Origin of the sequence: Enterobacter mori LMG 25706 (genome assembly GCF_000211415.1) — a bacterium.
Classification (GTDB): domain Bacteria; phylum Pseudomonadota; class Gammaproteobacteria; order Enterobacterales; family Enterobacteriaceae; genus Enterobacter; species Enterobacter mori.
Map to the genome: position 1 here is coordinate 233413 of NZ_GL890773.1, position 23253 is coordinate 256665.

The 23253-nt window shown below is 54.5% G+C and carries 21 protein-coding genes and 1 pseudogene; 8 read left to right on the forward strand and 14 right to left on the reverse strand.

The features are described from left to right. Nucleotides 1-11 precede the first annotated feature (11 nt). From atpA to asnC, 10 genes and pseudogenes are all read right to left on the reverse strand, one after another. On the reverse strand, nucleotides 12-1553 hold the full coding sequence (atpA, locus tag ENTMO_RS0101775) for a F0F1 ATP synthase subunit alpha (RefSeq protein ID WP_010426588.1): 1542 nt from the start codon (nucleotides 1551-1553) through the stop codon (nucleotides 12-14). A gap of 12 nt (nucleotides 1554-1565) precedes the next feature. Further along, on the reverse strand, nucleotides 1566-2099 hold the full coding sequence (gene atpH / locus ENTMO_RS0101780; protein ID WP_010426590.1) for a F0F1 ATP synthase subunit delta: 534 nt from the start codon (nucleotides 2097-2099) through the stop codon (nucleotides 1566-1568). Nucleotides 2100-2113: 14 nt separating this feature from the next. Continuing rightward, nucleotides 2114-2584: a F0F1 ATP synthase subunit B gene (gene atpF / locus ENTMO_RS0101785; RefSeq protein ID WP_003862370.1), complete on the reverse strand. Its 471-nt coding sequence runs from the start codon at nucleotides 2582-2584 to the stop codon at nucleotides 2114-2116. Nucleotides 2585-2632: 48 nt separating this feature from the next. After that, complete coding sequence (gene atpE, locus ENTMO_RS0101790; RefSeq protein ID WP_000429386.1) at nucleotides 2633-2872, reverse strand: F0F1 ATP synthase subunit C; 240 nt, start codon at nucleotides 2870-2872, stop codon at nucleotides 2633-2635. 49 nt (nucleotides 2873-2921) lie between these two features. Then, a pseudogene (atpB, locus tag ENTMO_RS23660) lies at nucleotides 2922-3738 on the reverse strand (F0F1 ATP synthase subunit A). An 8-nt stretch (nucleotides 3739-3746) separates the two neighbouring features. Further along, complete coding sequence (atpI, locus tag ENTMO_RS0101800; RefSeq protein WP_010426597.1) at nucleotides 3747-4127, reverse strand: F0F1 ATP synthase subunit I; 381 nt, start codon at nucleotides 4125-4127, stop codon at nucleotides 3747-3749. Between the two features lie 616 nt (nucleotides 4128-4743). Beyond that, complete coding sequence (gene rsmG / locus ENTMO_RS0101805) at nucleotides 4744-5367, reverse strand: 16S rRNA (guanine(527)-N(7))-methyltransferase RsmG (protein ID WP_010426599.1); 624 nt, start codon at nucleotides 5365-5367, stop codon at nucleotides 4744-4746. Between the two features lie 107 nt (nucleotides 5368-5474). Then, nucleotides 5475-7364, reverse strand: coding sequence for a tRNA uridine-5-carboxymethylaminomethyl(34) synthesis enzyme MnmG (gene mnmG / locus ENTMO_RS0101810; protein ID WP_010426601.1), 1890 nt, complete (start codon nucleotides 7362-7364; stop codon nucleotides 5475-5477). A 374-nt stretch (nucleotides 7365-7738) separates the two neighbouring features. Further along, nucleotides 7739-8188: an FMN-binding protein MioC gene (gene mioC, locus ENTMO_RS0101815; RefSeq protein ID WP_010426603.1), complete on the reverse strand. Its 450-nt coding sequence runs from the start codon at nucleotides 8186-8188 to the stop codon at nucleotides 7739-7741. A gap of 90 nt (nucleotides 8189-8278) precedes the next feature. Further along, complete coding sequence (asnC, locus tag ENTMO_RS0101820) at nucleotides 8279-8737, reverse strand: transcriptional regulator AsnC (RefSeq protein ID WP_008500198.1); 459 nt, start codon at nucleotides 8735-8737, stop codon at nucleotides 8279-8281. Nucleotides 8738-8888: 151 nt separating this feature from the next. Here asnC and asnA point away from each other — a divergent pair, with 151 nt between their 5' ends. Next, nucleotides 8889-9881, forward strand: coding sequence for an aspartate--ammonia ligase (gene asnA / locus ENTMO_RS0101825; RefSeq protein WP_010426604.1), 993 nt, complete (start codon nucleotides 8889-8891; stop codon nucleotides 9879-9881). On the opposite strand, the gene viaA is transcribed toward asnA, so the two are convergent. Both viaA and ravA read right to left on the reverse strand, forming a co-directional pair. Beyond that, nucleotides 9882-11333, reverse strand: coding sequence for an ATPase RavA stimulator ViaA (viaA, locus tag ENTMO_RS0101830; RefSeq protein WP_010426605.1), 1452 nt, complete (start codon nucleotides 11331-11333; stop codon nucleotides 9882-9884). Beyond that, nucleotides 11327-12823 carry an ATPase RavA gene (ravA, locus tag ENTMO_RS0101835; protein WP_010426606.1) on the reverse strand — a complete coding sequence of 499 codons (1497 nt, stop codon included), beginning with the start codon at nucleotides 12821-12823 and terminating at the stop codon, nucleotides 11327-11329. The genes viaA and ravA overlap by 7 nt, the downstream gene beginning before the upstream one ends. Before the next feature lie 222 nt (nucleotides 12824-13045). Here ravA and kup point away from each other — a divergent pair, with 222 nt between their 5' ends. The 7 genes from kup (at nucleotide 13046) to rbsR (ending at nucleotide 20963) form a co-directional block, all read left to right on the forward strand. Then, on the forward strand, nucleotides 13046-14914 hold the full coding sequence (gene kup, locus ENTMO_RS0101840) for a low affinity potassium transporter Kup (protein ID WP_010426607.1): 1869 nt from the start codon (nucleotides 13046-13048) through the stop codon (nucleotides 14912-14914). A 196-nt stretch (nucleotides 14915-15110) separates the two neighbouring features. Further along, nucleotides 15111-15530 (forward strand): D-ribose pyranase, encoded by a 420-nt coding sequence (rbsD, locus tag ENTMO_RS0101845; RefSeq protein ID WP_010426608.1) that lies wholly within the window; start codon nucleotides 15111-15113, stop codon nucleotides 15528-15530. Nucleotides 15531-15537: 7 nt separating this feature from the next. Beyond that, entirely contained in the window at nucleotides 15538-17043 is a 1506-nt protein-coding gene (gene rbsA, locus ENTMO_RS0101850) for a ribose ABC transporter ATP-binding protein RbsA (protein WP_010426609.1), read from the forward strand. Between the two features lie 4 nt (nucleotides 17044-17047). Next, nucleotides 17048-18013, forward strand: coding sequence for a ribose ABC transporter permease (rbsC, locus tag ENTMO_RS0101855; protein ID WP_006808742.1), 966 nt, complete (start codon nucleotides 17048-17050; stop codon nucleotides 18011-18013). A 27-nt stretch (nucleotides 18014-18040) separates the two neighbouring features. Further along, entirely contained in the window at nucleotides 18041-18931 is an 891-nt protein-coding gene (rbsB, locus tag ENTMO_RS0101860; RefSeq protein WP_010426610.1) for a ribose ABC transporter substrate-binding protein RbsB, read from the forward strand. A gap of 106 nt (nucleotides 18932-19037) precedes the next feature. Next, the gene (gene rbsK, locus ENTMO_RS0101865; protein ID WP_010426611.1) at nucleotides 19038-19967 is read left to right on the forward strand and encodes a ribokinase; all 930 of its coding nucleotides are present in this window, start codon (nucleotides 19038-19040) and stop codon (nucleotides 19965-19967) included. A 3-nt stretch (nucleotides 19968-19970) separates the two neighbouring features. Continuing rightward, on the forward strand, nucleotides 19971-20963 hold the full coding sequence (gene rbsR / locus ENTMO_RS0101870) for a ribose operon transcriptional repressor RbsR (RefSeq protein ID WP_010426612.1): 993 nt from the start codon (nucleotides 19971-19973) through the stop codon (nucleotides 20961-20963). On the opposite strand, the gene mdtD is transcribed toward rbsR, so the two are convergent. Further along, nucleotides 20929-22362 (reverse strand): multidrug transporter subunit MdtD, encoded by a 1434-nt coding sequence (gene mdtD, locus ENTMO_RS0101875; protein WP_010426613.1) that lies wholly within the window; start codon nucleotides 22360-22362, stop codon nucleotides 20929-20931. The genes rbsR and mdtD overlap by 35 nt on opposite strands. After that, nucleotides 22359-23066: a FadR/GntR family transcriptional regulator gene (locus tag ENTMO_RS0101880; RefSeq protein ID WP_010426614.1), complete on the reverse strand. Its 708-nt coding sequence runs from the start codon at nucleotides 23064-23066 to the stop codon at nucleotides 22359-22361. The genes mdtD and ENTMO_RS0101880 overlap by 4 nt, the downstream gene beginning before the upstream one ends. Between the last annotated feature and the right edge of the window lie 187 nt (nucleotides 23067-23253).

Genomic DNA, 23253 nt, shown 5'->3' on the forward strand with positions numbered 1-23253 from the left:
CCGCCGGACGATTACCAGGACTGGGTTGCTTTGAAGGAATCGAGGATAGCTTTCAGCTTGCCTTCGATTTCGTCGTTATAGCCCCCGGTCTGGTTGATCTCTTGCATCAGCGGAGCGTGATCACGGTCGACGTAAGCCAGCAGAGCGGCTTCGAAGCTACCGATTTTCGCCAGTTCCACATCTTCGAGGTAACCGCGTTCAGCCGCGAACAGCACCAGGCCCTGCTGAGCAACAGACATTGGCGCGTACTGTTTCTGCTTAAGCAGCTCGGTCACTTTCTGACCGTGGCTCAGCTGTTTACGGGTTGCTTCGTCCAGATCGGATGCGAACTGAGAGAACGCAGCCAGTTCACGATACTGTGCCAGCGCGGTACGGATACCACCGGACAGTTTCTTGATGATCTTGGTCTGAGCAGCACCACCAACACGGGATACGGAGATACCCGGGTTAACTGCCGGACGAATACCGGAGTTAAACAGGTTGGTTTCCAGGAAGATCTGACCATCGGTAATAGAGATTACGTTGGTCGGAACGAACGCAGAAACGTCACCCGCCTGGGTTTCAATGATCGGCAGAGCCGTCAGAGAGCCCGTTTGACCCTTCACTTCACCTTTGGTGAAGTTCTCGACGTATTCCGCGTTAACGCGGGAAGCACGCTCCAGCAGACGAGAGTGGAGGTAGAATACGTCGCCCGGGAATGCTTCACGTCCAGGTGGACGACGGAGCAGCAGGGAAACCTGACGATAAGCAACAGCCTGTTTAGACAGGTCATCGTATACGATCAGCGCATCTTCACCGCGGTCACGGAAGTATTCGCCCATTGCGCAACCGGCGTATGGCGCCAGGTATTGCAGTGCAGCAGATTCAGAAGCGGTCGCCACAACAACGATGGTGTTAGCCAGCGCGCCGTGCTCTTCCAGTTTACGAACCACGTTGGAAATGGTGGACGCTTTCTGGCCGATAGCCACGTACACACATTTGATGCCGGAGTCACGCTGGTTGATGATGGCGTCGATTGCCATCGCGGTTTTACCGGTCTGACGGTCACCGATGATCAGTTCACGCTGACCACGACCGATTGGGATCATGGCATCAACGGACTTATAACCAGTCTGCACTGGCTGATCAACGGACTGACGGTCGATAACGCCCGGCGCGATAACTTCGATTGGGGAGAAGCCATCGTGCTCAACCGGACCTTTACCGTCGATTGGCGCACCCAGGGTGTTAACTACGCGACCCAGCAGGCCACGGCCAACCGGCACTTCCAGAATACGGCCAGTACACTTAACCTTCATGCCTTCGGCGAGGTCAGCGTATGGACCCATCACAACTGCACCTACGGAGTCGCGCTCCAGGTTCAGTGCGATAGCGTAACGGTTACCCGGCAGGGAAATCATCTCACCCTGCATACAATCGGCCAGGCCGTGGATGCGGATAACACCGTCACTTACAGAAACAATAGTACCTTCGTTATGAGCTTCACTCACAACATTGAACTGAGCAATGCGCTGCTTGATCAGTTCGCTGATTTCGGTGGAATTCAGTTGCATGCTCCAGTCCCCTTAAGACTGCAAGACGTCTGCAAGGCGTTCTAGACGGCCGCGTACGCTGCCATCAATGACCATATCCCCCGAGCGGATGATTACCCCTGCCATTACAGACTTATCGATTTTGCAATTCAGCTTAACTTTGCGTGACAGACGTTTTTCCATCGCGGCGGTGATTTTCGCAAGCTGTTCGGTACTGAGTTCAGTCGCAGAAGTCACTTCGACTTCGGCAGTCGCTTCACTCAGCGCACGTAAGTGCTCAAACTGCTCGAGAACATCCGGGAGCACACGGAGACGACCATTTTCAGCCATAACCTTAATCAGGTTCTGGCCATTGGCATCCAGTTGCTCTCCGCACACGGCGATAAACGACGCGGCGAGGGTATCAGGCGCTAATGCACCAGACAGCAACTCGGCCATTTGTTCGTTTTTCGTCACCTCAGCGGCAAACGCCAGCATATCCTGCCAGCGATCGACATTTTGGTGTTCGACAGCAAAGTCAAAAGCTGCTTTGGCGTAGGGGCGAGCTACCGTAACAAATTCAGACATCAGCCCCTCCCTCCTTACAGTTCAGCGACAAGTTTGTCCACGATGTCGCTGTTAGCAGCTTCATCCACGGAACGTTCGATGATCTTCTCGGCGCCAGCAACAGCCAGAATCGCAACCTGCTTACGCAGTTCTTCACGAGCACGTTTACGCTCAGCTTCAATTTCAGCCTGAGCCTGTGTCACGATCTTAGTACGTTCCTGTTCTGCTTCAGCTTTGGCTTCGTCCAGGATCTGAGAACGGCGTTTGTTAGCCTGTTCAATGATTACCTGAGCTTCAGCTTTCGCTTTTTTCAGCTGGTCTGTCGCGTTGGCCTGTGCAAGGTCCAAATCTTTCTTAGCGCGTTCTGCGGAAGCCAGACCGTCAGCAATTTCTTTCTGACGTTTTTCGATGGCAGCCATTAAAGGCGGCCATACATACTTCATGCAGAACCAGACAAAGAGAATAAACGCGATGGCCTGGCCGAGGATTGTTGCGTTCATGTTCACAGCACAATACCTCTTTAATTTCTGTGGCTTGGGGTTTTAAAACTACTACTACGCGACAGCAAACATCACGTACAGACCCAGACCTACAGCGATCATTGGGATTGCATCCACCAGACCCATAACGATAAAGAACTGAGTACGCAGCAGAGGAATCAGATCAGGTTGACGCGCTGCGCCTTCCAGGAATTTGCCCCCGAGGATGCCGATACCGATCGCAGCACCGATAGCCGCCAGACCCATCATCACAGCGGCAGCCATGTACAGCAGATCCATATTCAGGTTTTCCATGACAGTCTCCAGTTTGTTTCAATTAAAACGTAGTAGTGTTGGTAAAAAATCAGTGCTCTTCAGACGCCATCGACAGATAGACGATCGTCAGAACCATGAAGATAAAGGCTTGCAGCGTAATGATCAGGATGTGGAAAATGGCCCATGGCACATTCAGAATCCACTGTGACCACCACGGCAGAAGACCCGCGATCAGAATGAAAATCAGCTCACCCGCATACATGTTGCCGAACAGTCGCAGACCCAGTGAAACAGGTTTGGACAGCAGGCTAACGCCTTCCAGGATCAGGTTGACCGGAATAAACGCCCAGTGGTTGAACGGCTGCAAGGTAAGCTCTTTCACAAAGCCGCTTACGCCTTTCATTTTGATGCTGTAGAAAAGAATCAGGATAAACACGCCCAGTGCCATCGACAGGGTGATGTTCACGTCCGCAGACGGTACAACACGCAGCGCAGGCAGGCCGAAGATGTGCTCGCCGATGAACGGCAGCAGGTCAATTGGCAGCAGGTCCATCAGGTTCATCAGGAAGACCCAAACGAACACGGTCAGGGCCAGCGGAGCAATCAGCTTGCTCTTGCCATGGTACATGTCTTTCACGCTGCCATGGACGAAGCCGATGATCATTTCGACGAAGGTCTGGAATTTCCCTGGTACACCGCTGGTCGCTCGTTTAGCAACACCGCGGAACATGGCCAGGAACAGAAGACCCAAAACCACCGAGAAGAACATGGAGTCGATGTTGATCGTCCAGAAGGTGGCCGGGGGGTTTATGTGGATCCACCAGCGAGAATGTACGCAGGTCCAGCTGAAGGTTATTCAGATGGTGACCTATGTAATCCTGCGGCGTCATATTTTCTGAAGCCATGATGCCTTTTACCCTTTGTTATTGATTACAGCTGGAGCCACAACTTGTACCACCAGCACCAAAACCCACGTTGCTATCAGCGGCATGAATACCACTTTCAAAACCGCCAGCGCCATCACCAGTAGAGCAAAGGTCAGCAACACCTTACACACTTCGCCGAGGGCGAAGGACCAGGCCACGCGGCCTTTGGCGGGTGTATGCGCCTGATGACGCCAGGCAAAAATCATAAACAACACGTTTGGCAGAACCACCGCCAAACCCCCGCACACGGCGGAGATGCCCCAGAAGGGGTCTTTGAGGCTAAACAGCAGTCCACTTGCTATCACAGCCAGAAACTGAATGAACAGAAGCTTACGAGCAACGTTTCTACTCAAGAGCGACACAGACATCACGTTTTTACTCCTGCTCCCTTCGAGGTATGCCGCGTGTCGTATAAAACGTCCTTTAAGGCTCAGAGTCAAGCATCAAAAAGCGGTCAAATTATACGGTGCGCACCCGTGATTTCAAACATTAAGTAGCGAAAAGGTGAATAAATGTTTAAATATTTTTCCCCGCCGCTGTTTTTCAACTTTTGGCGTCCGCGTTGACCTTCAGGCAAAACTGCAAACAGCGCGAAAACGTTGGCGAGAAAGCGTGCACGAGATCACAAAATGCACATTTACGATAAGGTTGTATTTATCAAAGACGTAAATCTGATTATTTCATCCTTATGAAATTAAAGACAAAATATCGCAACTATTTTCAAAACAACCCTGTATACAACAAAAACCTTTTATTGACATTCTTAATAAAAATTTAACATTGCTTTCTTGTTGCCGCTTTTCACTTTTAGCAGGCTGATATTTTCGCAGTTGATTATCTTGACGGTGAACAATAACCGCAACGTTAACTACAAGAAAACCCATGGTAACAACAAGGTTAAATTTAGCTCAGAATAATCCCCGGAAATGCGCTGCTTTTTAACACAACAAGAACAGCACAAATTCCCAATTTTTTATTTAATTTTTAAAAATTGTTTGGCTTAAGAATCACCAGATGACGCTCACCTTCAAGGTGTGGGACCTGTAATTTTTCAATTGATTCCACGGCAAACCCTTCCGGGAGCTGCTCAATTTCGTCCTCAGGGACGAGTCCTTTCAGGGCATAAAAACGCCCTTCCTTCGCAGGCAGATGCTTACACCAGCTCACCATATCGTTGAGCGAGGCAAATGCACGGCTAATCACCCCATCAAACGGTGGCTCTGCCGGGAACGCTTCTACCCTGCTCTGGACGGGAGTGATGTTTTCAAGCTTCAGCTCGTGCTGAACCTGGCGCAAGAAGCGAATACGTTTTCCGAGGCTGTCCAGCAGTGTGAAATGGCTCTCAGGACGAACAATCGACAGCGGAACGCCCGGTAAACCAGGTCCTGTACCCACGTCGATAAAGCGCTCCCCCTTCAGATACGGCGCCACCACGATGCTATCGAGAATATGGCGTATCAGCATCTCGTTGGGATCGCGCACTGACGTCAGGTTGTACGCTTTGTTCCATTTGTTCAGCATATCGACATAGGCCACCAGCTGGTTTTTCTGGTGATCGGTGAGCGAAATACCTGCTTCATCCAGCAGACGAGAGAGTTTATTGAGCACGGTGGGTACCTGTTTAGAGATTTTTCGCCCGGTGGCGCTGCCGCTTACCGGGCCTACGAATAAGTAGGGCGGGTCAGCGAAGCGCCACCCGCCAAAAACAATGTCAATTACGCGCTGCGGCGCAGCATGCCTTGCTTTTTCAGCCACACCAGCAGAATCGAAATCGCGGCAGGTGTGACGCCGGAGATACGGGAAGCCTGGCCGATCGACACAGGTTTATGATCGTTCAGCTTAGCGATCACTTCGTTGGAAAGGCCCGTTACCTGGCGGTAGTCCAGCATTTCCGGCAGCAGCGTGTTTTCGTTGCGCTGCTGTTTTTCGATCTCATCTTGCTGACGCGCGATATAACCTTCGTATTTCACCTGGATTTCGACCTGCTCGGCCGCTTCAGCGTCTTCCAGGCCCGGCGCGAACGCGGTCAGTTTGACCAGGTTCTCGTAGGTCACTTCAGGGCGACGCAGCAGATCTTCGCCGCTGGCTTCACGTGACAGCGGCGCTGTTAAGTGAGCATTCACTTCGGCAGCGGTTTCCGCCTGTGGATTCACCCAGGTGGTTTTCAGGCGCTGACGTTCCTGCTCAATGCGTTCCAGCTTCTCGTTAAAACGCGCCCAGCGTTCGTCATCCACCAGACCCAGCTCGCGGCCCATTTCGGTCAGACGGAGGTCGGCGTTGTCTTCGCGCAGCATCAGGCGATATTCAGCGCGAGAGGTAAACATACGGTACGGTTCTTTGGTACCCAGCGTGCAGAGATCGTCAACCAGCACGCCCAGATAAGCCTGGGAACGCCCCGGTGCCCAGCCCTCTTTCTCGGCAGAGAAACGGGCGGCGTTCAGACCGGCAAGCAGACCCTGCGCTGCGGCTTCTTCGTAGCCGGTCGTGCCGTTAATCTGGCCCGCGAAGAACAGACCCTGGATGAATTTGCTTTCCAGAGTTGGCTTCAGGTCACGCGGATCGAAGAAATCGTACTCAATAGCGTAGCCAGGGCGAACAATTTTTGCGTTCTCCATGCCCTGCATTGAGCGAACAATTTGCATCTGTACATCGAACGGCAGGCTGGTGGAGATACCGTTCGGGTAAATTTCATTTGAGGTCAGCCCTTCCGGCTCCAGGAAGATCTGGTGCTGGTTACGATCGGCAAAGCGCATCACCTTGTCTTCGATCGACGGGCAGTAGCGCGGGCCGATACCTTCGATCACGCCAGCATACATTGGGCTACGATCGAGGTTATTGCGGATCACGTCATGGGTTTTCTCGTTGGTGTGCGTGATGTAGCACGGTACCTGCTGCGGATGCTGAGCCGCATTGCCCATGAACGAGAACACCGGCATCGGATTATCACCGTGCTGTTGCGCCAGCACGCTGAAATCAATGGTCCGCGCGTCAATACGCGGCGGTGTACCGGTTTTCAGGCGGCTGACGCGCAGCGGCAGTTCGCGCAGACGACGTGACAGTGGGATAGACGGCGGATCGCCAGCACGGCCACCGCTGTAGTTATCAAGGCCGATATGAATTTTTCCGTCCAGGAATGTCCCGACGGTCAGCACAACCGCTTTTGCGCGGAACTTGAGACCCATCTGGGTCACGGCACCCACGACACGATCGTTCTCGACGATAAGATCTTCAACAGCCTGCTGGAAGATCATCAGGTTCGGCTGGTTCTCCAGCGCAGTGCGCACAGCCTGGCGGTAAAGCACGCGGTCTGCCTGTGCACGGGTCGCACGAACAGCAGGCCCTTTACTCGCGTTTAGTATCCTAAACTGGATGCCAGCATGATCGATCGCTTTCGCCATCAGGCCGCCAAGTGCATCCACTTCTTTTACCAGGTGTCCTTTCCCAATGCCGCCAATCGCCGGATTACAGGACATTTGTCCCAGCGTGTCGATATTGTGTGTCAAAAGCAGGGTCTGCTGACCCATTCGCGCTGCGGCCATTGCGGCCTCAGTGCCTGCATGACCCCCGCCAATGATGATGACGTCAAAAGGATCCTGATAAAACATGGTGGTCTGCCTCGCGTAAAGCGGTATGAAAATGGATTGAAGCCCGGGCCGTGGATTCTACTCAACTTTAGTCTTTCGAGAAAGCATTGGGATCCTGGGCTATTAAAAAGAAGATCTTTTTATTTAGAGATCTGTTCTATTGTGATCTCTTATTAGGATCGCGGTCTGTTGTGGATAAGTCCGATCCGGCAAATAAGATCATCAGGTTAGGAAGGATCGTTTGTTGTGAATGATCGGTGATCCTGAAACGTATAAGCTGGGATCAGATCGCGACTTTATACACAGGCCAAAAACATCACCAGAGTTGTTCTTTGGATAACTACGGGTTAATACGAGCTTTTAACCAGAGTTATCCACATCTGTTCGCACGATCTTTAATCGTTTTTGAGTAAATTTTTCCAATCTGCTAGCCAGATCTCAGCCGGATCTTCCGGAATGTCGTGATCGAGGATGTTGATCTTGAGCGTTTCACCCAGCTGTTTTGCTCCACACGCGGTGACAGCGGCTTCAACTTTCTCTATGGCACCGCAGAAGGTGTCATATTCACGACTGCCGATCCCCACCGCGCCAAAACGGACGTTTGACAGGTCAGGCTGTTGTTTCAGCAGTTCGTCATATAAAGGTTGCAGATTATCCGGGAGATCGCCCGCGCCGTGCGTGGAGGTAATCAGCAGCCAGACCCCGTCAGCCGGGAGATCTTCAAGTAACGGCCCGTGCAAGGTTTCTGTCGAAAAGCCTGCATCTTCCAGCTTCTCAGCCAGATGTTCCGCCACGTATTCCGCACCGCCAAGGGTGCTGCCACTGATAAGGGTAATGTCCGCCATTGATCGCTCGCTCAGATAAAGAGGCGATCATTGTACGCTGTGAGCGAGCTGGGATCTACCTGTGGAAAATGTGGGTATGAGTTTGCCCGATCAGGGGCGGATGGTACGCATGATCGGGTTTTGCAGGGAGATCAGCGTCTCGGTGGACTGAATTTCATCGATTGTTTGGATCTTGTTGATAAGTACCTGCTGGAGGGCGTCGATGGATCGGCACATTACCTTTATAAAGATGCTGTAATGCCCGGTCGTGTAGTACGCCTCGGTGACTTCATCCAGCGCGTTCAGCTTCGCCAGCGCGGAAGGATAGTCTTTTGCGCTTTTAAGAATGATGCCGATAAAGCAGCAGACGTCATAACCCAGCTGCTTTGGGCTGACGTCAATGCGCGCGCCGGTAATGATCCCCGCCTGTTTCATCTTCTCTACACGAACGTGAATCGTCCCAGGGCTGACGCCAAATTGTTTCGCCAGTTCGGCGTAGGCGGTGCGTGCATTGGCCATTAAGGCCTCGAGGATGCCGCGGTCCAGATTGTCGATCTGATAATTTTCCATAGCTTTTTCTTATGAAGATTAATGAATCACTCTATTCTAGCGTCTTATTTTAACGAATCAAAAGTGAAGTCGGCTTTTTGTTGATGGGTTATTGAATTAAGTGCTGGTTCTGTTGCTTAATCAGTACCAACAGGACGCAGGAGTATAAATAATGAAAACCGCTTACATTGCAAAACAACGCCAGATCAGTTTCGTTAAATCCCATTTTTCCCGCCAGCTGGCAGAGAAGCTTGGCCTGATTGAAGTTCAGGCGCCAATTCTCAGCCGCGTGGGTGACGGGACGCAGGATAACTTGTCTGGATGCGAAAAAGCGGTACAGGTGAAAGTGAAAACACTGCCAGACGCCCAGTTCGAAGTGGTTCATTCCCTGGCGAAATGGAAGCGTCAAACTCTGGGGCAACACGACTTCAGCGCGGGCGAAGGGCTTTACACGCACATGAAAGCCCTTCGTCCCGACGAAGACCGCCTCACCCCAATTCACTCCGTCTACGTTGACCAGTGGGACTGGGAGCGCGTGATGGGTGACGGCGAGCGCCACGTTGGCACGCTGAAATCTACCGTTGAAGCGATCTACGCTGGAATCAAAGCCACCGAAGCGGCAGTGAGCAAAGAGTTTGGACTGGCACCGTTCCTGCCGGAAACGATCCACTTTGTTCACAGTCAGGAACTGCTGAGCCGCTTCCCGGGTCTGGATGCCAAAGGTCGTGAACGTGCGATTGCTAAAGAGTTAGGTGCCGTGTTCCTGATCGGGATCGGCGGGAAATTGTCTGACGGCAAACGTCACGACGTCCGTGCGCCGGACTACGACGACTGGAGCACTGCAGGTGAATCTGAATTTGCCGGTCTGAATGGTGATATTCTGGTCTGGAACCCGGTTCTGGAAGATGCCTTTGAGCTCTCTTCTATGGGGATCCGCGTGGATGCGGATGCGCTGAAGCGCCAGCTGGCGGTTACTGGTGATGAAGATCGCCTCAAATTAGAGTGGCACCAGGCGCTGCTGCGCGGTGAAATGCCGCAGACCATCGGCGGCGGTATCGGACAGTCCCGTCTGACCATGCTGCTGCTTCAACTGCCACATATCGGTCAGGTGCAGTGTGGCGTATGGCCGCAGCAGGTACGTGAAAGCGTCGGTTCTCTTCTTTAATTAACGCCGCCAGCGTCTGAGCAGACGGCTACGCAGCCCGGTATCAAAGCGCCAGATATGATCGAAGATGCGCATGATGCCGGGTTTTCCATGCGCGGACATCGCTACGGCATGGAACCGGTGCTGGTGCACCCGCTGTAACTCCTTCACTTCATTCACCACGTCATCCGGCAGCCGCTGGGCGATGAAATCGGAAATCACTACCGCATCGGCGTCGTACCAGTCACCACCCTGCATACGCTCCACAATGCTGCGAAAACAGCTGGCCAGATCGGTACCGCCGCGAAAACGCTGGCTCAAAAAGCGGATCGCCTGCTCGATCCCCTGCTGGTTCGTCAATTCATAGCCCACCACCTCGCTGGAGAACAGCATGATGAAGCAGCGGCGCCGATCGGCGAGCGCGACGCGCATCAGCGCCAGGCAGAACGCCTTCGCGCACTGCTCGTTAAACCCGCCCATCGATCCGGACGTATCCACGCAGACAATAAAAGGCCCGCGGGGCTGCTCATCAAAGTCCTGATGAACCACTGGGCGCTGGCTTACCTTCTCGCGCCAGGATTCCCCATGCAGTCGATAGGTGAGGAGCTGCTTTTCCACCAGCCGACGATAGAACTCATATTCCAGCTCGGTCATCCCCAGCGTGCTTAGCTCGGTCGGCAGCAGGCGTAAGATGTCGTCGCTTTGCTGCAATCCATCCACCTGCTCAGGCACGGTGGCCGGTTCGCGGACCAGCGTGCGGAAGGTTTCCATCGGCGCGTCTTTCTTTGGGACCGATTTTGCCTCCCGCGAGCGGCCAAGCTGCTCCGCAAGCTTCATCAGCTCGGGCTGCTGCGTGAGAAAGTCGCCGTACTTCACGATCAGCTGGTAGTCCCCGCGCTTCAGCTGCCCGGCGCTCATGTCCCAGAGGCGCCCGGCAGCGTTTTCATTTTCTACCAGCACCTCTTCAAGCTGGCCGCTCAGCGTCATACGCTCCTGAACTTCGCTGAGCAGCTGTTCACGCTCTTCATCCAGCAACTGCTGGTTCAGCGTTGTGGCCTGAACCACCAGGCTAAGCCGCCAGCGCTGTAAAAACAGGGTATGCAGCGCGGGGGTAAAGGTGGCGTTATCCGTAACCAGCGCCCGCGCCTGGCTGGCAAACGGAGAGTGGACTTTATCAAGCAGCGTAAGGGTTTGCGGTAGCTGGACGATAAACTGCGGTGTCGACAGCCGTTGGCACTGCTGATAGCTGGCGACCTCCTCCGTCAATTCAGGCGGAACTTCCGTCTCCTTAAACCGCTGGCGAAGGTTATCGCGCCAGCGTGGGAGATCGTCGGTCATCGCCTTTTTGAGCCTGGGGAATTTTTCAAAGAAAGCCGCCAGCTGCGGAGAGGCCAGAAGGGTAATGACTACCTCTTCAATCAACCCTTCCTCGCTGACTGCCAGCATCACGTTGAGCGTGTCCAGCGTTAGCATTGACGCGCCTGTTTGATCTGCGCGCTGACGTCCTGCAGGCTGGCTTCGATACGACCTAACCAGTCGCTATGAATAAAGAGGCATTTTTGCTGCTCGCTGAAGCGCGTGTGCTGCTGGTGCCATTCCGTATCCAGCGCTTCCAGCTGCTGCTTGATCTCTTCCGGCACGCTATCCGAAGCGGTGCCCGGCAGCGCCAGACGCGAACCTTGCAGGCTGACATCGCGGATCACCAGATGCTGGCTGCTATCCACTTCCATCGTCAGCGGCTGGGCAAAACCAATACCGTTGAGTTTGCCGCGGATCTCACCGCCCTTATCGAGCCACTGCGCCAGCGTTTCGCGCTCAATCGTAATGTGGACCACCTGCATATCGTGCAGTTTGAGCGGCTGCTGGAGCAGCAGCGTGAGCGTCGTACCAGTCAGATCGGCAGGAAGCTCATAGTGCGGTTTGCGGGCGAACATGCCGCCAAGGCGATTCACTTTCAGCGCGGTTTTATCACTTTGCTGCTGCTGAAGCTGGATGCGCCGCTGGGCAATCGCCCCCAGTTGGTTGAGCATCGCCTGCTGCCCCCAGGCGTGTCCGGTCATCAATATTTCAAGCTGCTGCTGCATCAAATTCATCCCTTCGGCATCGTGCCACAGACAGTCTTTTAGCAGGATGAGATCGATTGGCGCAACGGCATCACGACCGCTGAACAAGGCGCTGGCCTGCAACAGACGGATCGCTTTTTTCCAGCGACGGTCAGAGACGTAAGGTGCAGCAGGCAGCAAATCAAGCTGTTGGCGCAGCATGAAGATCAGCTCAAAGACCGCGTCGGGCAGGGTGATTTTGCCGATGTCCTGTTGCCACTGGTGATACTCCTCATCGGTGACCTGCAGCGAAGCAGACACCGGATTCTCGTTCTCATCCTGCTGGCTTATCAGCAGGGAGCGGAAATTTGATTTATCCTGCACTTTGTCCAGCCACAGGCGGATCAACATGCGGTCATACAGCGCTTCCAGGCTGCTGTCGGCTTCAGGCAGTTCGTTGGAGGCCGCCACCAGCAGGCGCATCGGGATTTTCTCTTCGCTGGCACCGTTGCGGAACCGGCGTTCGTTAATCGCCGTCAGCAGGGTGTTCAGAATAGCCGGCCCTGCTTTCCAGATCTCATCAAGAAAGACAATTTCAGCCTCTGGCAGATACCCCGCCGTCAAACGCTCATAGCGCCCTTCATCTTTCAGCGCCTGAATGGAGAGCGGGCCAAACACTTCTTCGGGGGTGGAAAAGCGGGTCATGAGATATTCGAAGGCGCGGGCGTTCTGAAAAGCAAACTTGAGCCTGCGGGCAATCAGGCTTTTGGCAATGCCCGGTGGACCCAGCAAAAACACGCTTTCACCGCTCAATGCCGCCAGTAGACAGAGGCGAATGGCGTGGCTACGCTCGTAAAGGCCTTTCTCCAGCGCGCTGCTAAGGCGGGAAATTCTTTCTGCTAATAAGTGTGAGTGAGCCATAATAGTTTTGCATCCTTTCGCCGTCGTGGCGGCCAATTGAAGCGAGTATAGACGTTTCGGTCAGGGCTGGTAATAGACTGAAGTGCGGCGCAATTTACTTTGCGCTACATTAATGCGGTTGCATTTAGGGGTACGATTTTGCAGTGAATCGTGCATACTGTGCGCTTTTTGTGGGCCAAGGGACTAGGCACACATTTGTTATTTAAACGAAAAGACTAGTCTATGAGCACTGATAATAAGCAATCGTTACCCGCAATTACGCTTGCGGCGATCGGGGTTGTCTATGGTGATATCGCCCCCAGCCCGCTATATACGCTTCGTGAATGTTTGTCCGGCCAGTTTGGGTTTGGTGTTGAACGCGATGCCGTTTTTGGCTTCCTGTCACTCATCTTCTGGCTGCTGATTCTGGTCGTTTCCGTTAAATATCTCTCTTTCGTCATGCGTGCAGATAACGCGGGCGAAGGCGGTATCCTGACGCTGATGTCCCTTGCCGGACGCAATACTTCTGCCAGAATGACGTCGGTGCTCGTGATCATCGGCCTGATTGGCGGCAGTTTCTTCTACGGGGAAGTGGTGATAACGCCCGCTATTTCGGTGCTCTCGGCGATAGAGGGGCTTGAAATTATCGCGCCACAGCTCGAAACATGGGTGGTTCCGCTGGCCATTATCGTTCTGACGCTGCTGTTTGTGATCCAAAAGCACGGTACCGGGCTGGTGGGGAAACTGTTTGCGCCGATTATGCTGGCCTGGTTCCTGATCCTGGCTGCGCTTGGATTGCGCAGCATTATCGCGAACCCGGAAGTGCTGCATGCGCTGAACCCTTACTGGGCGGTACATTTCTTCCTCGAATATAAAGTGGTTTCCTTCGTGGCGCTGGGTGCCGTCGTGCTCTCCATTACCGGTGTGGAAGCGCTGTCTGCTGACATGGGGCACTTCGGGAAACTGCCTATCCGCGTGGCATGGTTTATTGTGGTGCTGCCGTCGCTGGTGCTGAACTACTTCGGCCAGGGCGCACTGCTGCTTACAAACCCAGAGGCGATTAAGAACCCGTTCTTCCTGCTGGCGCCGGACTGGGCGCTGGTGCCGATGCTGATCCTGGCGACGCTGGCGACCGTCATTGCCTCTCAGGCGGTGATTTCTGGCGTGTTTTCTCTGACGCGCCAGGCCGTGCGCCTGGGTTATCTCTCACCGATGCGCATCATCCATACCTCGGAGATGGAGTCCGGCCAGATCTACATTCCTTTCATTAACTGGCTGCTCTATTTTGCGGTGGTGATCGTCATCGTTAGCTTCGAGCACTCCAGTAACCTGGCGGCGGCGTACGGTATTGCCGTGACCGGTACGATGGTGCTGACCTCGATTCTCTCCACCACGGTGGCGTACCGTAACTGGCACTGGAATAAACTCCTCGTGGCGATGATTCTTGTGGGCTTCCTGTGCATCGACGTGCCGCTGTTCTCTGCGAACCTCGACAAGATAGTGTCCGGTGGCTGGCTGCCGCTGACGCTGGGTCTGGTGATGTTCATTGTCATGACCACCTGGAAAAGCGAGCGTTTCCGCCTGCTGCGCCGCATGCACGAGCACGGGAATTCTCTGGAGGCGATGATCGCTTCTCTGGAGAAATCCCCGCCGGTGCGCGTGCCGGGTACCGCGGTATATATGTCTCGAGCATTGAACGTGATTCCGTTCGCGCTGATGCATAACCTCAAGCACAACAAAGTGCTGCACGAGCGGGTGATCCTGCTGACGCTGCGCACCGAGGATGCGCCGTATGTCCACAACGTGCGCCGCGTGCAGATTGAGCAGCTGTCGCCAACCTTCTGGCGCGTGGTGGCAAGCTACGGCTGGCGCGAAACGCCAAACGTGGAAGAGGTGTTCCACCGCTGCGGTCTGGAAGGGCTGAGCTGCCGGATGATGGAGACGTCGTTCTTTATGTCGCACGAGTCGCTAATCATCGGCAAGCGCCCGTGGTATCTGCGCCTGCGTGGCAAGCTGTACCTCATCCTGCAGCGTAACGCCCTGCGCGCGCCTGACCAGTTTGAGATCCCGCCTAACCGCGTGATTGAACTGGGAACGCAGGTCGAGATCTAATCCCTGCTGAAAATGCCGGGTGGCGCTTCGCTTACCCGGCCTACTCACACTCAATATCCCCGCCTAAATTTGCTTTACATTTCACTTAGCGAAACGTTTCGCCGTCGATCACAAATCTGTTACGTCATGATGGTTTTCTGAACACTCTTGCGTCTACACTATTTTTAGCGAAACGTTTCGCTAGTGGAGCAAGAAAATGAAGAAAGGCACGGTTCTCAACTCAGAAATCTCATCGGTTATTTCCCGTCTTGGGCATACCGATACGCTGGTGGTTTGCGATGCAGGCTTACCGGTTCCGCGCAGCACAACCCGTATCGATATGGCGTTAACGCAGGGTGTTCCTTCGTTTATGCAGGTACTGGAAGTCGTGACGGCGGAGATGCAGGTTGAGGCAGCCATTCTCGCGGCGGAAATCAAACAACATAATCCGCAACTCCACGAAACGTTGCTCGGCCACATTGAGCAACTGCAACAACACCAGGGAAACACCATAGAAATTCGTTACACGACGCACGAACAGTTCAAACAACAAACCGCAGACAGTCAGGCGGTGATTCGCAGCGGGGAGTGTTCCCCGTATGCGAATATCATTCTCTGTGCTGGCGTCACCTTCTGAGGCCATCATGGACGCATTACTGCAACTCAAAGGGATCGATAAGTCGTTCCCGGGCGTAAAAGCCCTCTCCGGTGCGGCGCTGAACGTCTACGCCGGGCGCGTCATGGCGCTGGTGGGCGAGAACGGTGCCGGCAAATCCACCATGATGAAAGTGCTGACAGGTATCTATCAACGCGATGCCGGTTCACTCGTCTGGCTGGGGAAAGAGACCACCTTCAATGGCCCGAAATCCTCTCAGGAAGCGGGCATCGGTATTATCCATCAGGAACTGAACCTGATCCCGCAGCTCACCATTGCGGAGAACATCTTTCTCGGCCGCGAATTTGTTAACCGGTTCGGCAAAATCGACTGGAAAACCATGTATGCCGAAGCGGACAAGCTGCTGGCGAAGCTGAACCTGCGCTTTAAGAGCGACCGTCTGGTGGGCGATCTCTCGATTGGCGATCAGCAGATGGTGGAAATCGCGAAGGTACTGAGCTTTGAGTCGAAGGTCATCATTATGGATGAACCGACCGATGCCCTGACCGATACCGAAACTGAATCCCTGTTCCGCGTGATCCGCGAGCTGAAATCGCAGGGGCGCGGGATTGTCTATATCTCTCACCGTATGAAAGAGATCTTCGAAATCTGCGATGACGTCACCGTCTTCCGCGACGGGCAGTTTATTGCCGAGCGCGAAGTGGCGACGCTGACTGAAGATTCGCTTATCGAAATGATGGTGGGACGTAAGCTGGAAGATCAGTATCCACATCTGGATAAAGCGCCGGGTGAGATCCGCCTGAAGGTGGATAACCTCTGTGGTCCGGGCGTGAACGACGTGACCTTTACCCTGCGCCAGGGCGAGATCCTGGGCGTGGCGGGCCTGATGGGGGCCGGACGTACCGAGCTGATGAAAGTGTTGTACGGCGCACTGCCGCGTACCAGCGGTTATGTCACCCTCGACGGTCATGAAGTGGTCACCCGCTCTCCGCAGGATGGTCTGGCGAACGGCATCGTCTATATCTCTGAAGACCGCAAACGCGACGGCCTGGTGCTGGGCATGTCGGTAAAAGAGAACATGTCCCTGACCGCGCTGCGCTATTTCAGCCGTAGCGGCGGTAGCCTGAATCATAAAGATGAGCAGCAGGCGGTGAGCGATTTTATCCGTCTCTTTAACGTTAAAACCCCGTCGATGGAGCAGGCGATAGGCCTGTTATCCGGCGGGAATCAGCAAAAAGTAGCGATTGCGCGCGGGCTGATGACGCGCCCGAAAGTGTTGATCCTCGACGAGCCAACCCGCGGCGTGGACGTGGGCGCGAAGAAAGAGATCTATCAGCTGATTAACCAGTTTAAGGCCGACGGTTTGAGCATCATTCTGGTCTCTTCCGAGATGCCAGAAGTATTAGGCATGAGCGATCGCATAATCGTCATGCATGAAGGGCATCTCGGCGGTGAATTCACTCGCGAGCAGGCCACCCAGGAAGTTCTGATGGCTGCCGCTGTGGGCAAGCTTAATCGCGTGAATCAGGAGTAAGAAGATGACTACCCAGGCTGTTTCTGGTCGCCGCTATTTCACAAAGGCATGGCTGATGGAACAAAAATCGCTGATTGCCCTGCTGGTGCTGATCGCGATTGTGTCGACCATGAGCCCGAATTTCTTCACCGTTAATAACCTGTTCAATATTCTGCAGCAGACGTCGGTGAACGCCATTATGGCGGTCGGCATGACGCTGGTGATTTTGACCTCGGGTATCGATCTGTCCGTCGGTTCCCTGCTGGCGCTCACCGGTGCGATCGCCGCTTCAATTGTAGGAATTGAGGTCAACGCGCTGGTGGCCGTGGCCGCTGCCCTGGCGGCAGGCGCGGCGATTGGTGCCGTAACCGGCGTGATTGTGGCAAAAGGCCGCGTTCAGGCGTTCATCGCCACGCTGGTGATGATGCTGCTGCTGCGCGGTGTGACCATGGTGTACACCAACGGCAGCCCGGTGAATACCGGCTTTACCGATAACGCCGATCTGTTTGGCTGGTTCGGTATCGGTCGTCCGCTGGGTGTTCCTACCCCGGTCTGGATCATGGCTATCGTCTTCCTGGCGGCGTGGTACATGCTGCATCACACCCGTCTGGGCCGTTATATCTATGCGCTGGGCGGTAACGAAGCGGCAACGCGTCTGTCCGGTATCAGCGTGAATAAAGTCAAAATTATCGTTTACTCCCTGTGCGGTCTGCTGGCGTCACTGGCGGGCATCATCGAAGTGGCGCGCCTTTCTTCTGCGCAGCCGACGGCGGGTACGGGGTATGAGCTGGATGCCATTGCGGCAGTGGTTCTGGGCGGTACGAGTCTTGCGGGCGGTAAAGGTCGCATTGTTGGGACATTGATCGGCGCACTGATTCTTGGTTTCCTGAATAATGGTTTGAATTTGTTAGGTGTTTCCTCCTATTACCAGATGATCGTTAAGGCAGTGGTGATTTTGCTGGCGGTACTGGTAGACAACAAAAAACAGTAACTGACGACACTACAGGACATCTTAGATATGAACATGAAAAAACTGGCTACCCTGGTTTCTGCTGTCGCGCTGAGCGCAACCGTAAGTGCTAACGCCATGGCGAAAGATACCATCGCGCTGGTTGTCTCTACCCTGAACAACCCGTTCTTCGTCTCCCTGAAGGATGGCGCGCAGAAAGAAGCGGACAAACTGGGCTACAACCTGGTGGTGCTGGATTCACAGAACAACCCGGCGAAAGAGCTGGCGAACGTTCAGGACTTAACCGTCCGTGGCACCAAAATTCTGCTGATCAACCCAACTGATTCTGATGCCGTAGGTAACGCCGTGAAGATGGCAAACCAGGCGAAAATTCCGGTGATCACTCTGGACCGTCAGGCAACGAAAGGCGAAGTAGTGAGCCACATTGCGTCTGATAACGTGCTGGGCGGCAAAATCGCCGGTGATTACATCGCGAAGAAAGCAGGCGAAGGCGCGAAAGTTATCGAACTGCAGGGGATTGCCGGTACTTCCGCAGCCCGTGAGCGTGGTGAAGGCTTCCAGCAGGCTGTGGCGGCACACAAATTCAACGTGCTGGCGAGCCAGCCGGCAGACTTCGACCGTACTAAAGGTCTGAACGTTATGCAGAACCTGCTGACTGCGCATCCTGACGTGCAGGCCGTATTCGCGCAAAACGACGAAATGGCGTTGGGCGCGCTGCGTGCCCTGCAGACCGCAGGTAAATCTGATGTGATGGTTGTCGGATTTGACGGCACGCCGGATGGTGAAAAAGCAGTAAATGATGGCAAACTGGCTGCGACCATCGCTCAGCTGCCTGAGCAGATTGGCGCGACTGGCGTTGAAACTGCCGACAAAGTGCTGAAGGGCGAAAAAGTTCAGGCCAAATACCCGGTTGACCTGAAGCTGGTCATCAAGCAGTAAAAGGCGAATCAGGCAGTCGCTGGCTGCCTGAGGGACACCAATAAAGAAAAGTGTGGCATACGCCACCGGGTAACACCGGTGGCGCTCTCAGATGGACAACCCAACCATGAAAACCGCAGGCAACCTCGTCGTCCTTGGCAGTATCAATGCCGATCACATTCTTAACCTTGAAACCTTCCCGACACCGGGTGAAACCGTCACGGGTAACCAGTACCAGGTGGCCTTCGGCGGTAAAGGCGCAAACCAGGCCGTCGCCGCAGGACGCAGCGGGGCGAATATCGCGTTTATCGCCTGTACCGGCGATGACGATACCGGTGAGCGCGTACGCAAACAGCTGGCGAGCGACAACATTGATGTTTTGCCAGTAAGCGTAGTCGAAGGGGAATCTACGGGCGTGGCGCTGATTTTCGTCAACGCGGAAGGTGAGAATGTCATCGGTATTCATGCTGGCGCTAACGCTGCGCTGACAACGGAGCGTGTAGAAGCGCAACGTGCAATCATTAGCGGAGCCGACGCCCTGCTGATGCAGCTGGAGTCACCGGTTGAAAGCGTGTTGGCTGCCGCCAAAATTGCTCATGAAAATCATACCACTGTCGTACTTAACCCGGCTCCAGCCCGTGTATTATCAGACGAGCTGCTGGCGCTGGTGGACATCATTACGCCGAACGAAACCGAAGCCGAAAAGCTGACGGGCATCCGCGTAGAAAATGATGGCGATGCCGCGCGAGCCGCGGGTGCACTGCATGATAAAGGCATCGGCACCGTGATTATCACCCTTGGTAGCCGCGGGGTGTGGGTAAGTGCCAATGGCGAAGGCCGCCGCGTGCCGGGCTTTAAGGTTAAAGCCATCGATACCATTGCGGCGGGAGATACCTTTAACGGTGCGCTGGTGACGGCGCTGCTGGAAGGGAGAGCAATGGATGAGGCCATCCGCTTCGCACATGCCGCCGCCGCGATTGCGGTGACGCGTAAGGGGGCCCAGCCTTCCGTTCCGTGGCGTAAAGAGATCGATGAATTTTTAAGTCAGCAGGGGTAACGCTTGGCCACAATGAAAGATGTCGCCCGCATGGCGGGCGTTTCTACCTCGACGGTCTCTCACGTCATCAATAACGATCGCTTCGTCAGCGAGGCGATCCGGGAAAAAGTCGACGCGGCGATAAAAGAACTCAACTATGCGCCGTCGGCGCTGGCGCGCAGCCTCAAACTTAACCAGACGCGCACCATCGGTATGCTGATCACCGCCAGTACCAACCCTTTTTATTCTGAACTTGTACGCGGCGTGGAGCGCAGCTGCTTCGAGCGTGGCTATAGCCTGGTGCTGTGCAATACCGAAGGCGATGAGCAGCGCATGAACCGCAACCTGGAAACGCTGATGCAAAAACGCGTCGACGGGCTACTGCTGCTTTGCACCGAAACGCACCAGCCCTCGAAAGAGATTATCCAGCGTTATCCTTCTATCCCAACGGTGATGATGGACTGGGCGCCGTTCGATGGCACCAGCGATCTGATTCAGGATAACTCCCTGCTGGGCGGCGATATGGCGACTCAGCACCTGATTGATAAAGGCCATACTCGCATTGCCTGTATTACGGGGCCGCTGGATAAAACTCCGGCGCGTTTGCGTCTGGAAGGGTATCTCTCTGCCATGGAACGGGCGGGGCTTGCCATTCCTGATGGCTATCGGATCACCGGTGACTTTGAGTTCAACGGCGGTTTCGAGGCGATGCAGAAATTGCTGGCGCAAAACCCGCGCCCGCAGGCGGTGTTTATTGGTAATGACGCGATGGCGTTTGGTGCCTCCCAGGCGTTGTATCAGGCGGGGCTACGCGTGCCGGACGATATGGCGGTGATTGGCTACGACGATATCGAACTGGCCAGCTACATGACGCCGCCGCTGACCACGATCCATCAGCCAAAAGATGAACTGGGCGAGCTGGCCATCGATGTGTTGATCCACAGGATGGCGCAGCCCTCGCTGCAGCAGCAACGTCTGCAGCTTACTCCTGTTCTGATGGAACGCGGTTCGGTTTAGCTTTCTCTTTGTGGCGTTCTTTAATCAGGTTTCGGCCGTCTTTCGGTTTTAACAGCATAAAGACCAGTGCCGACACCACGGTGAGTGCGCCCATGGTAATAAAGGTATAGTGGAACTGCTCAACGGTATTCGCGCTGTCGAAGCCTTCATAAAACCGCAGCACCGCCGCACTCACGGCAACGCCCAGACTTATCGATAATTGCTGTGTGACGGCCAGCACGCTGTTGCCGCTGCTGGCGTTCTCGTCAGTCAGGTCGGCGAGGGTGATAGTGTTCATCGACGTGAACTGCGTCGACATCGCCATGCCCAGCACAAACAGCGGCAGGATCAGCATCCAGACCGGCAACGCGGCGGACTGTAATGAGAACTGCGCAATCATCAGCCCGATAAACACCGTCACCCCAACCAGCGTCTTACGATAGCCAAACCAGCGCAGCACCTGCGTGACGGTTGATTTTGCCAGGATCGAACCCATCGCCGTGGGGGCCATCATGCAACCAGCAATCAGGGCCGGGTAGCCGAAACCGACCTGCAGCATCAATGGCATCAGGAACGGTACGCAACCCGTCCCCAGACGTGATGCAATGTTGCCTGCTATCCCTACGGAAAACGTTCGGGTGTTAAAGAGCCCCAGGGAGATTAACGGTGTCGGGTGACGGCGCGCGTGACGTATATAAAGAAGGAATAACAGAATACCGCCGAGGATAACGGAGAGTGCCATCCACGTCGCGACGATCTTCTCGCCAAATAGCTCCATCCCGCTGGAGAACAGCACCAGGCTCAGGCCAAACAGGAAAAAGCCTCCCATGTCGAAGCTGCGTCTTGGCGTGGTGAAGTCCGGCATATATTTGCGGGCATAAAACAGGCCCGCCACACCAATCGGAATATTAATCAGGAAGATCCAGTGCCAGCTTGCCCAGGTGACAAACACCCCACCGAGTACCGGACCCAGTATCGGGCCGACAAGACCTGGCATAGTGACGAAATTCAGCACCGGGAGTAATTCGCTGCGCGGATAGGCTCGCAATAAAGCCAGACGCGCGACGGGCATCATCATCGCGCCGCCGATCCCCTGAAGCACGCGGAAGATAACCAGCTCCGTGAGGGAGGTTGAGAGCGCGCAGGCCAGAGAGCCGAGCGTGAAAAGCGTCACGGCCAGCATGAATATCTTACGGGTGCCGAAACGGTCAGCCAGCCACCCGCTCACGGGGATCAGCATCGCGACCGTCAGGGTGTAACTGATGATAGCGGACTGCATCGCCAGTGGGGAACGGTTGAGGCTTTGGGCTATCGCGGGAAGTGCGGTGTTAAGGATAGTGGCATCCAGTGCCTGCATAAAAAACGCCATGGCTGCAATCCACGGCAATCCGGCCATGCTGCGCGCTTTTTTCTTTGTCATTTAGTCACCTGCTGGTGGGTGGGTGCGGCCAGCAATGTCTGACACGCGCTCAGGGCCCGCTGCCCGTCGCTCTCCTGAATGGCGTCTACAATTGCCTGGTGCAGCTCCAGCTTCACCACTTCATCCTGGGTAATAGAGGTAAAGTAAGTGTGGTACACCGAATGGAATAATGAAGCAAAGGAGGTCAGGAATGGATTGGCGCTCATCGTATAAATATGTTCATGCCAGGCCATGTCGACTTCAACCCAGCGTTCGCGGTTAAAGTGTTTTTTCAGGTAGGCCATCTCTGCCATTAAGGTATTAAGCTGGGCTTTTTGTTCGGCAGTTCCGAGCGTGGCGGCGAGCAGACACGCCTGAGGTTCGAGGCTGCTGCGCATCACAAGAAAATGATCGACGACCTGATGGAAATTATCTTCAGTCATCCACCAGGAGAGTAGTTCCTGATCGAGGAAGTTCCAGTTTGCCTGAGGCATCACTCGCGTGCCAATGCGCGGACGCGGAAGCACCATGCCTTTTGCCGTTAACGTTTTCACAGCTTCGCGAACGGCTGTGCGGCTAACCCCAAACTGTTCTCCCAGTTCAATTTCGCCCGGCAGGATGCTACCCGGGGCATATTTACCCGCTAAAATCAGCTGAGCCAGCTTCTCTGCCAGTACATATGACAGGTTTTTTTGTGCTGCCAGCTGTTGTGCGCTTAAGGGCATCGCTTTTATTCCTTAATGATTCATGCTGATAAGTATGCCACCTCGGGTGTGATTGTGGTTGCAGATACATCAAATAGAACAATTTGTAGCTTGATTTCACCTGCATTGGTGAAAAAAAGCACGGACAGAAACTTTTTTTAAATTTCCTCTTGTCACCTCAGAATAACTCCCTATAATGCGCCTCCAC

What these genes read in the sequence shown, in the direction of transcription:
- ENTMO_RS0101880 (WP_010426614.1), bottom strand. Translation starts at nt 23,066, where the DNA reads ATGCCCTTAAGCGCACAACAGCTGGCAGCACAAAAAAACCTGTCATAT.
- rbsA (WP_010426609.1), top strand. Translation starts at nt 15,538, where the DNA reads ATGGACGCATTACTGCAACTCAAAGGGATCGATAAGTCGTTCCCGGGC.
- asnA (WP_010426604.1), top strand. Translation starts at nt 8,889, where the DNA reads ATGAAAACCGCTTACATTGCAAAACAACGCCAGATCAGTTTCGTTAAA.
- viaA (WP_010426605.1), bottom strand. Translation starts at nt 11,333, where the DNA reads ATGCTAACGCTGGACACGCTCAACGTGATGCTGGCAGTCAGCGAGGAA.
- atpE (WP_000429386.1), bottom strand. Translation starts at nt 2,872, where the DNA reads ATGGAAAACCTGAATATGGATCTGCTGTACATGGCTGCCGCTGTGATG.
- rbsD (WP_010426608.1), top strand. Translation starts at nt 15,111, where the DNA reads ATGAAGAAAGGCACGGTTCTCAACTCAGAAATCTCATCGGTTATTTCC.
- kup (WP_010426607.1), top strand. Translation starts at nt 13,046, where the DNA reads ATGAGCACTGATAATAAGCAATCGTTACCCGCAATTACGCTTGCGGCG.
- rbsK (WP_010426611.1), top strand. Translation starts at nt 19,038, where the DNA reads ATGAAAACCGCAGGCAACCTCGTCGTCCTTGGCAGTATCAATGCCGAT.
- atpA (WP_010426588.1), bottom strand. Translation starts at nt 1,553, where the DNA reads ATGCAACTGAATTCCACCGAAATCAGCGAACTGATCAAGCAGCGCATT.
- mdtD (WP_010426613.1), bottom strand. Translation starts at nt 22,362, where the DNA reads ATGACAAAGAAAAAAGCGCGCAGCATGGCCGGATTGCCGTGGATTGCA.
- ravA (WP_010426606.1), bottom strand. Translation starts at nt 12,823, where the DNA reads ATGGCTCACTCACACTTATTAGCAGAAAGAATTTCCCGCCTTAGCAGC.
- mioC (WP_010426603.1), bottom strand. Translation starts at nt 8,188, where the DNA reads ATGGCGGACATTACCCTTATCAGTGGCAGCACCCTTGGCGGTGCGGAA.
- atpH (WP_010426590.1), bottom strand. Translation starts at nt 2,099, where the DNA reads ATGTCTGAATTTGTTACGGTAGCTCGCCCCTACGCCAAAGCAGCTTTT.
- rbsC (WP_006808742.1), top strand. Translation starts at nt 17,048, where the DNA reads ATGACTACCCAGGCTGTTTCTGGTCGCCGCTATTTCACAAAGGCATGG.
- atpI (WP_010426597.1), bottom strand. Translation starts at nt 4,127, where the DNA reads ATGTCTGTGTCGCTCTTGAGTAGAAACGTTGCTCGTAAGCTTCTGTTC.
- asnC (WP_008500198.1), bottom strand. Translation starts at nt 8,737, where the DNA reads ATGGAAAATTATCAGATCGACAATCTGGACCGCGGCATCCTCGAGGCC.
- mnmG (WP_010426601.1), bottom strand. Translation starts at nt 7,364, where the DNA reads ATGTTTTATCAGGATCCTTTTGACGTCATCATCATTGGCGGGGGTCAT.
- rbsB (WP_010426610.1), top strand. Translation starts at nt 18,041, where the DNA reads ATGAACATGAAAAAACTGGCTACCCTGGTTTCTGCTGTCGCGCTGAGC.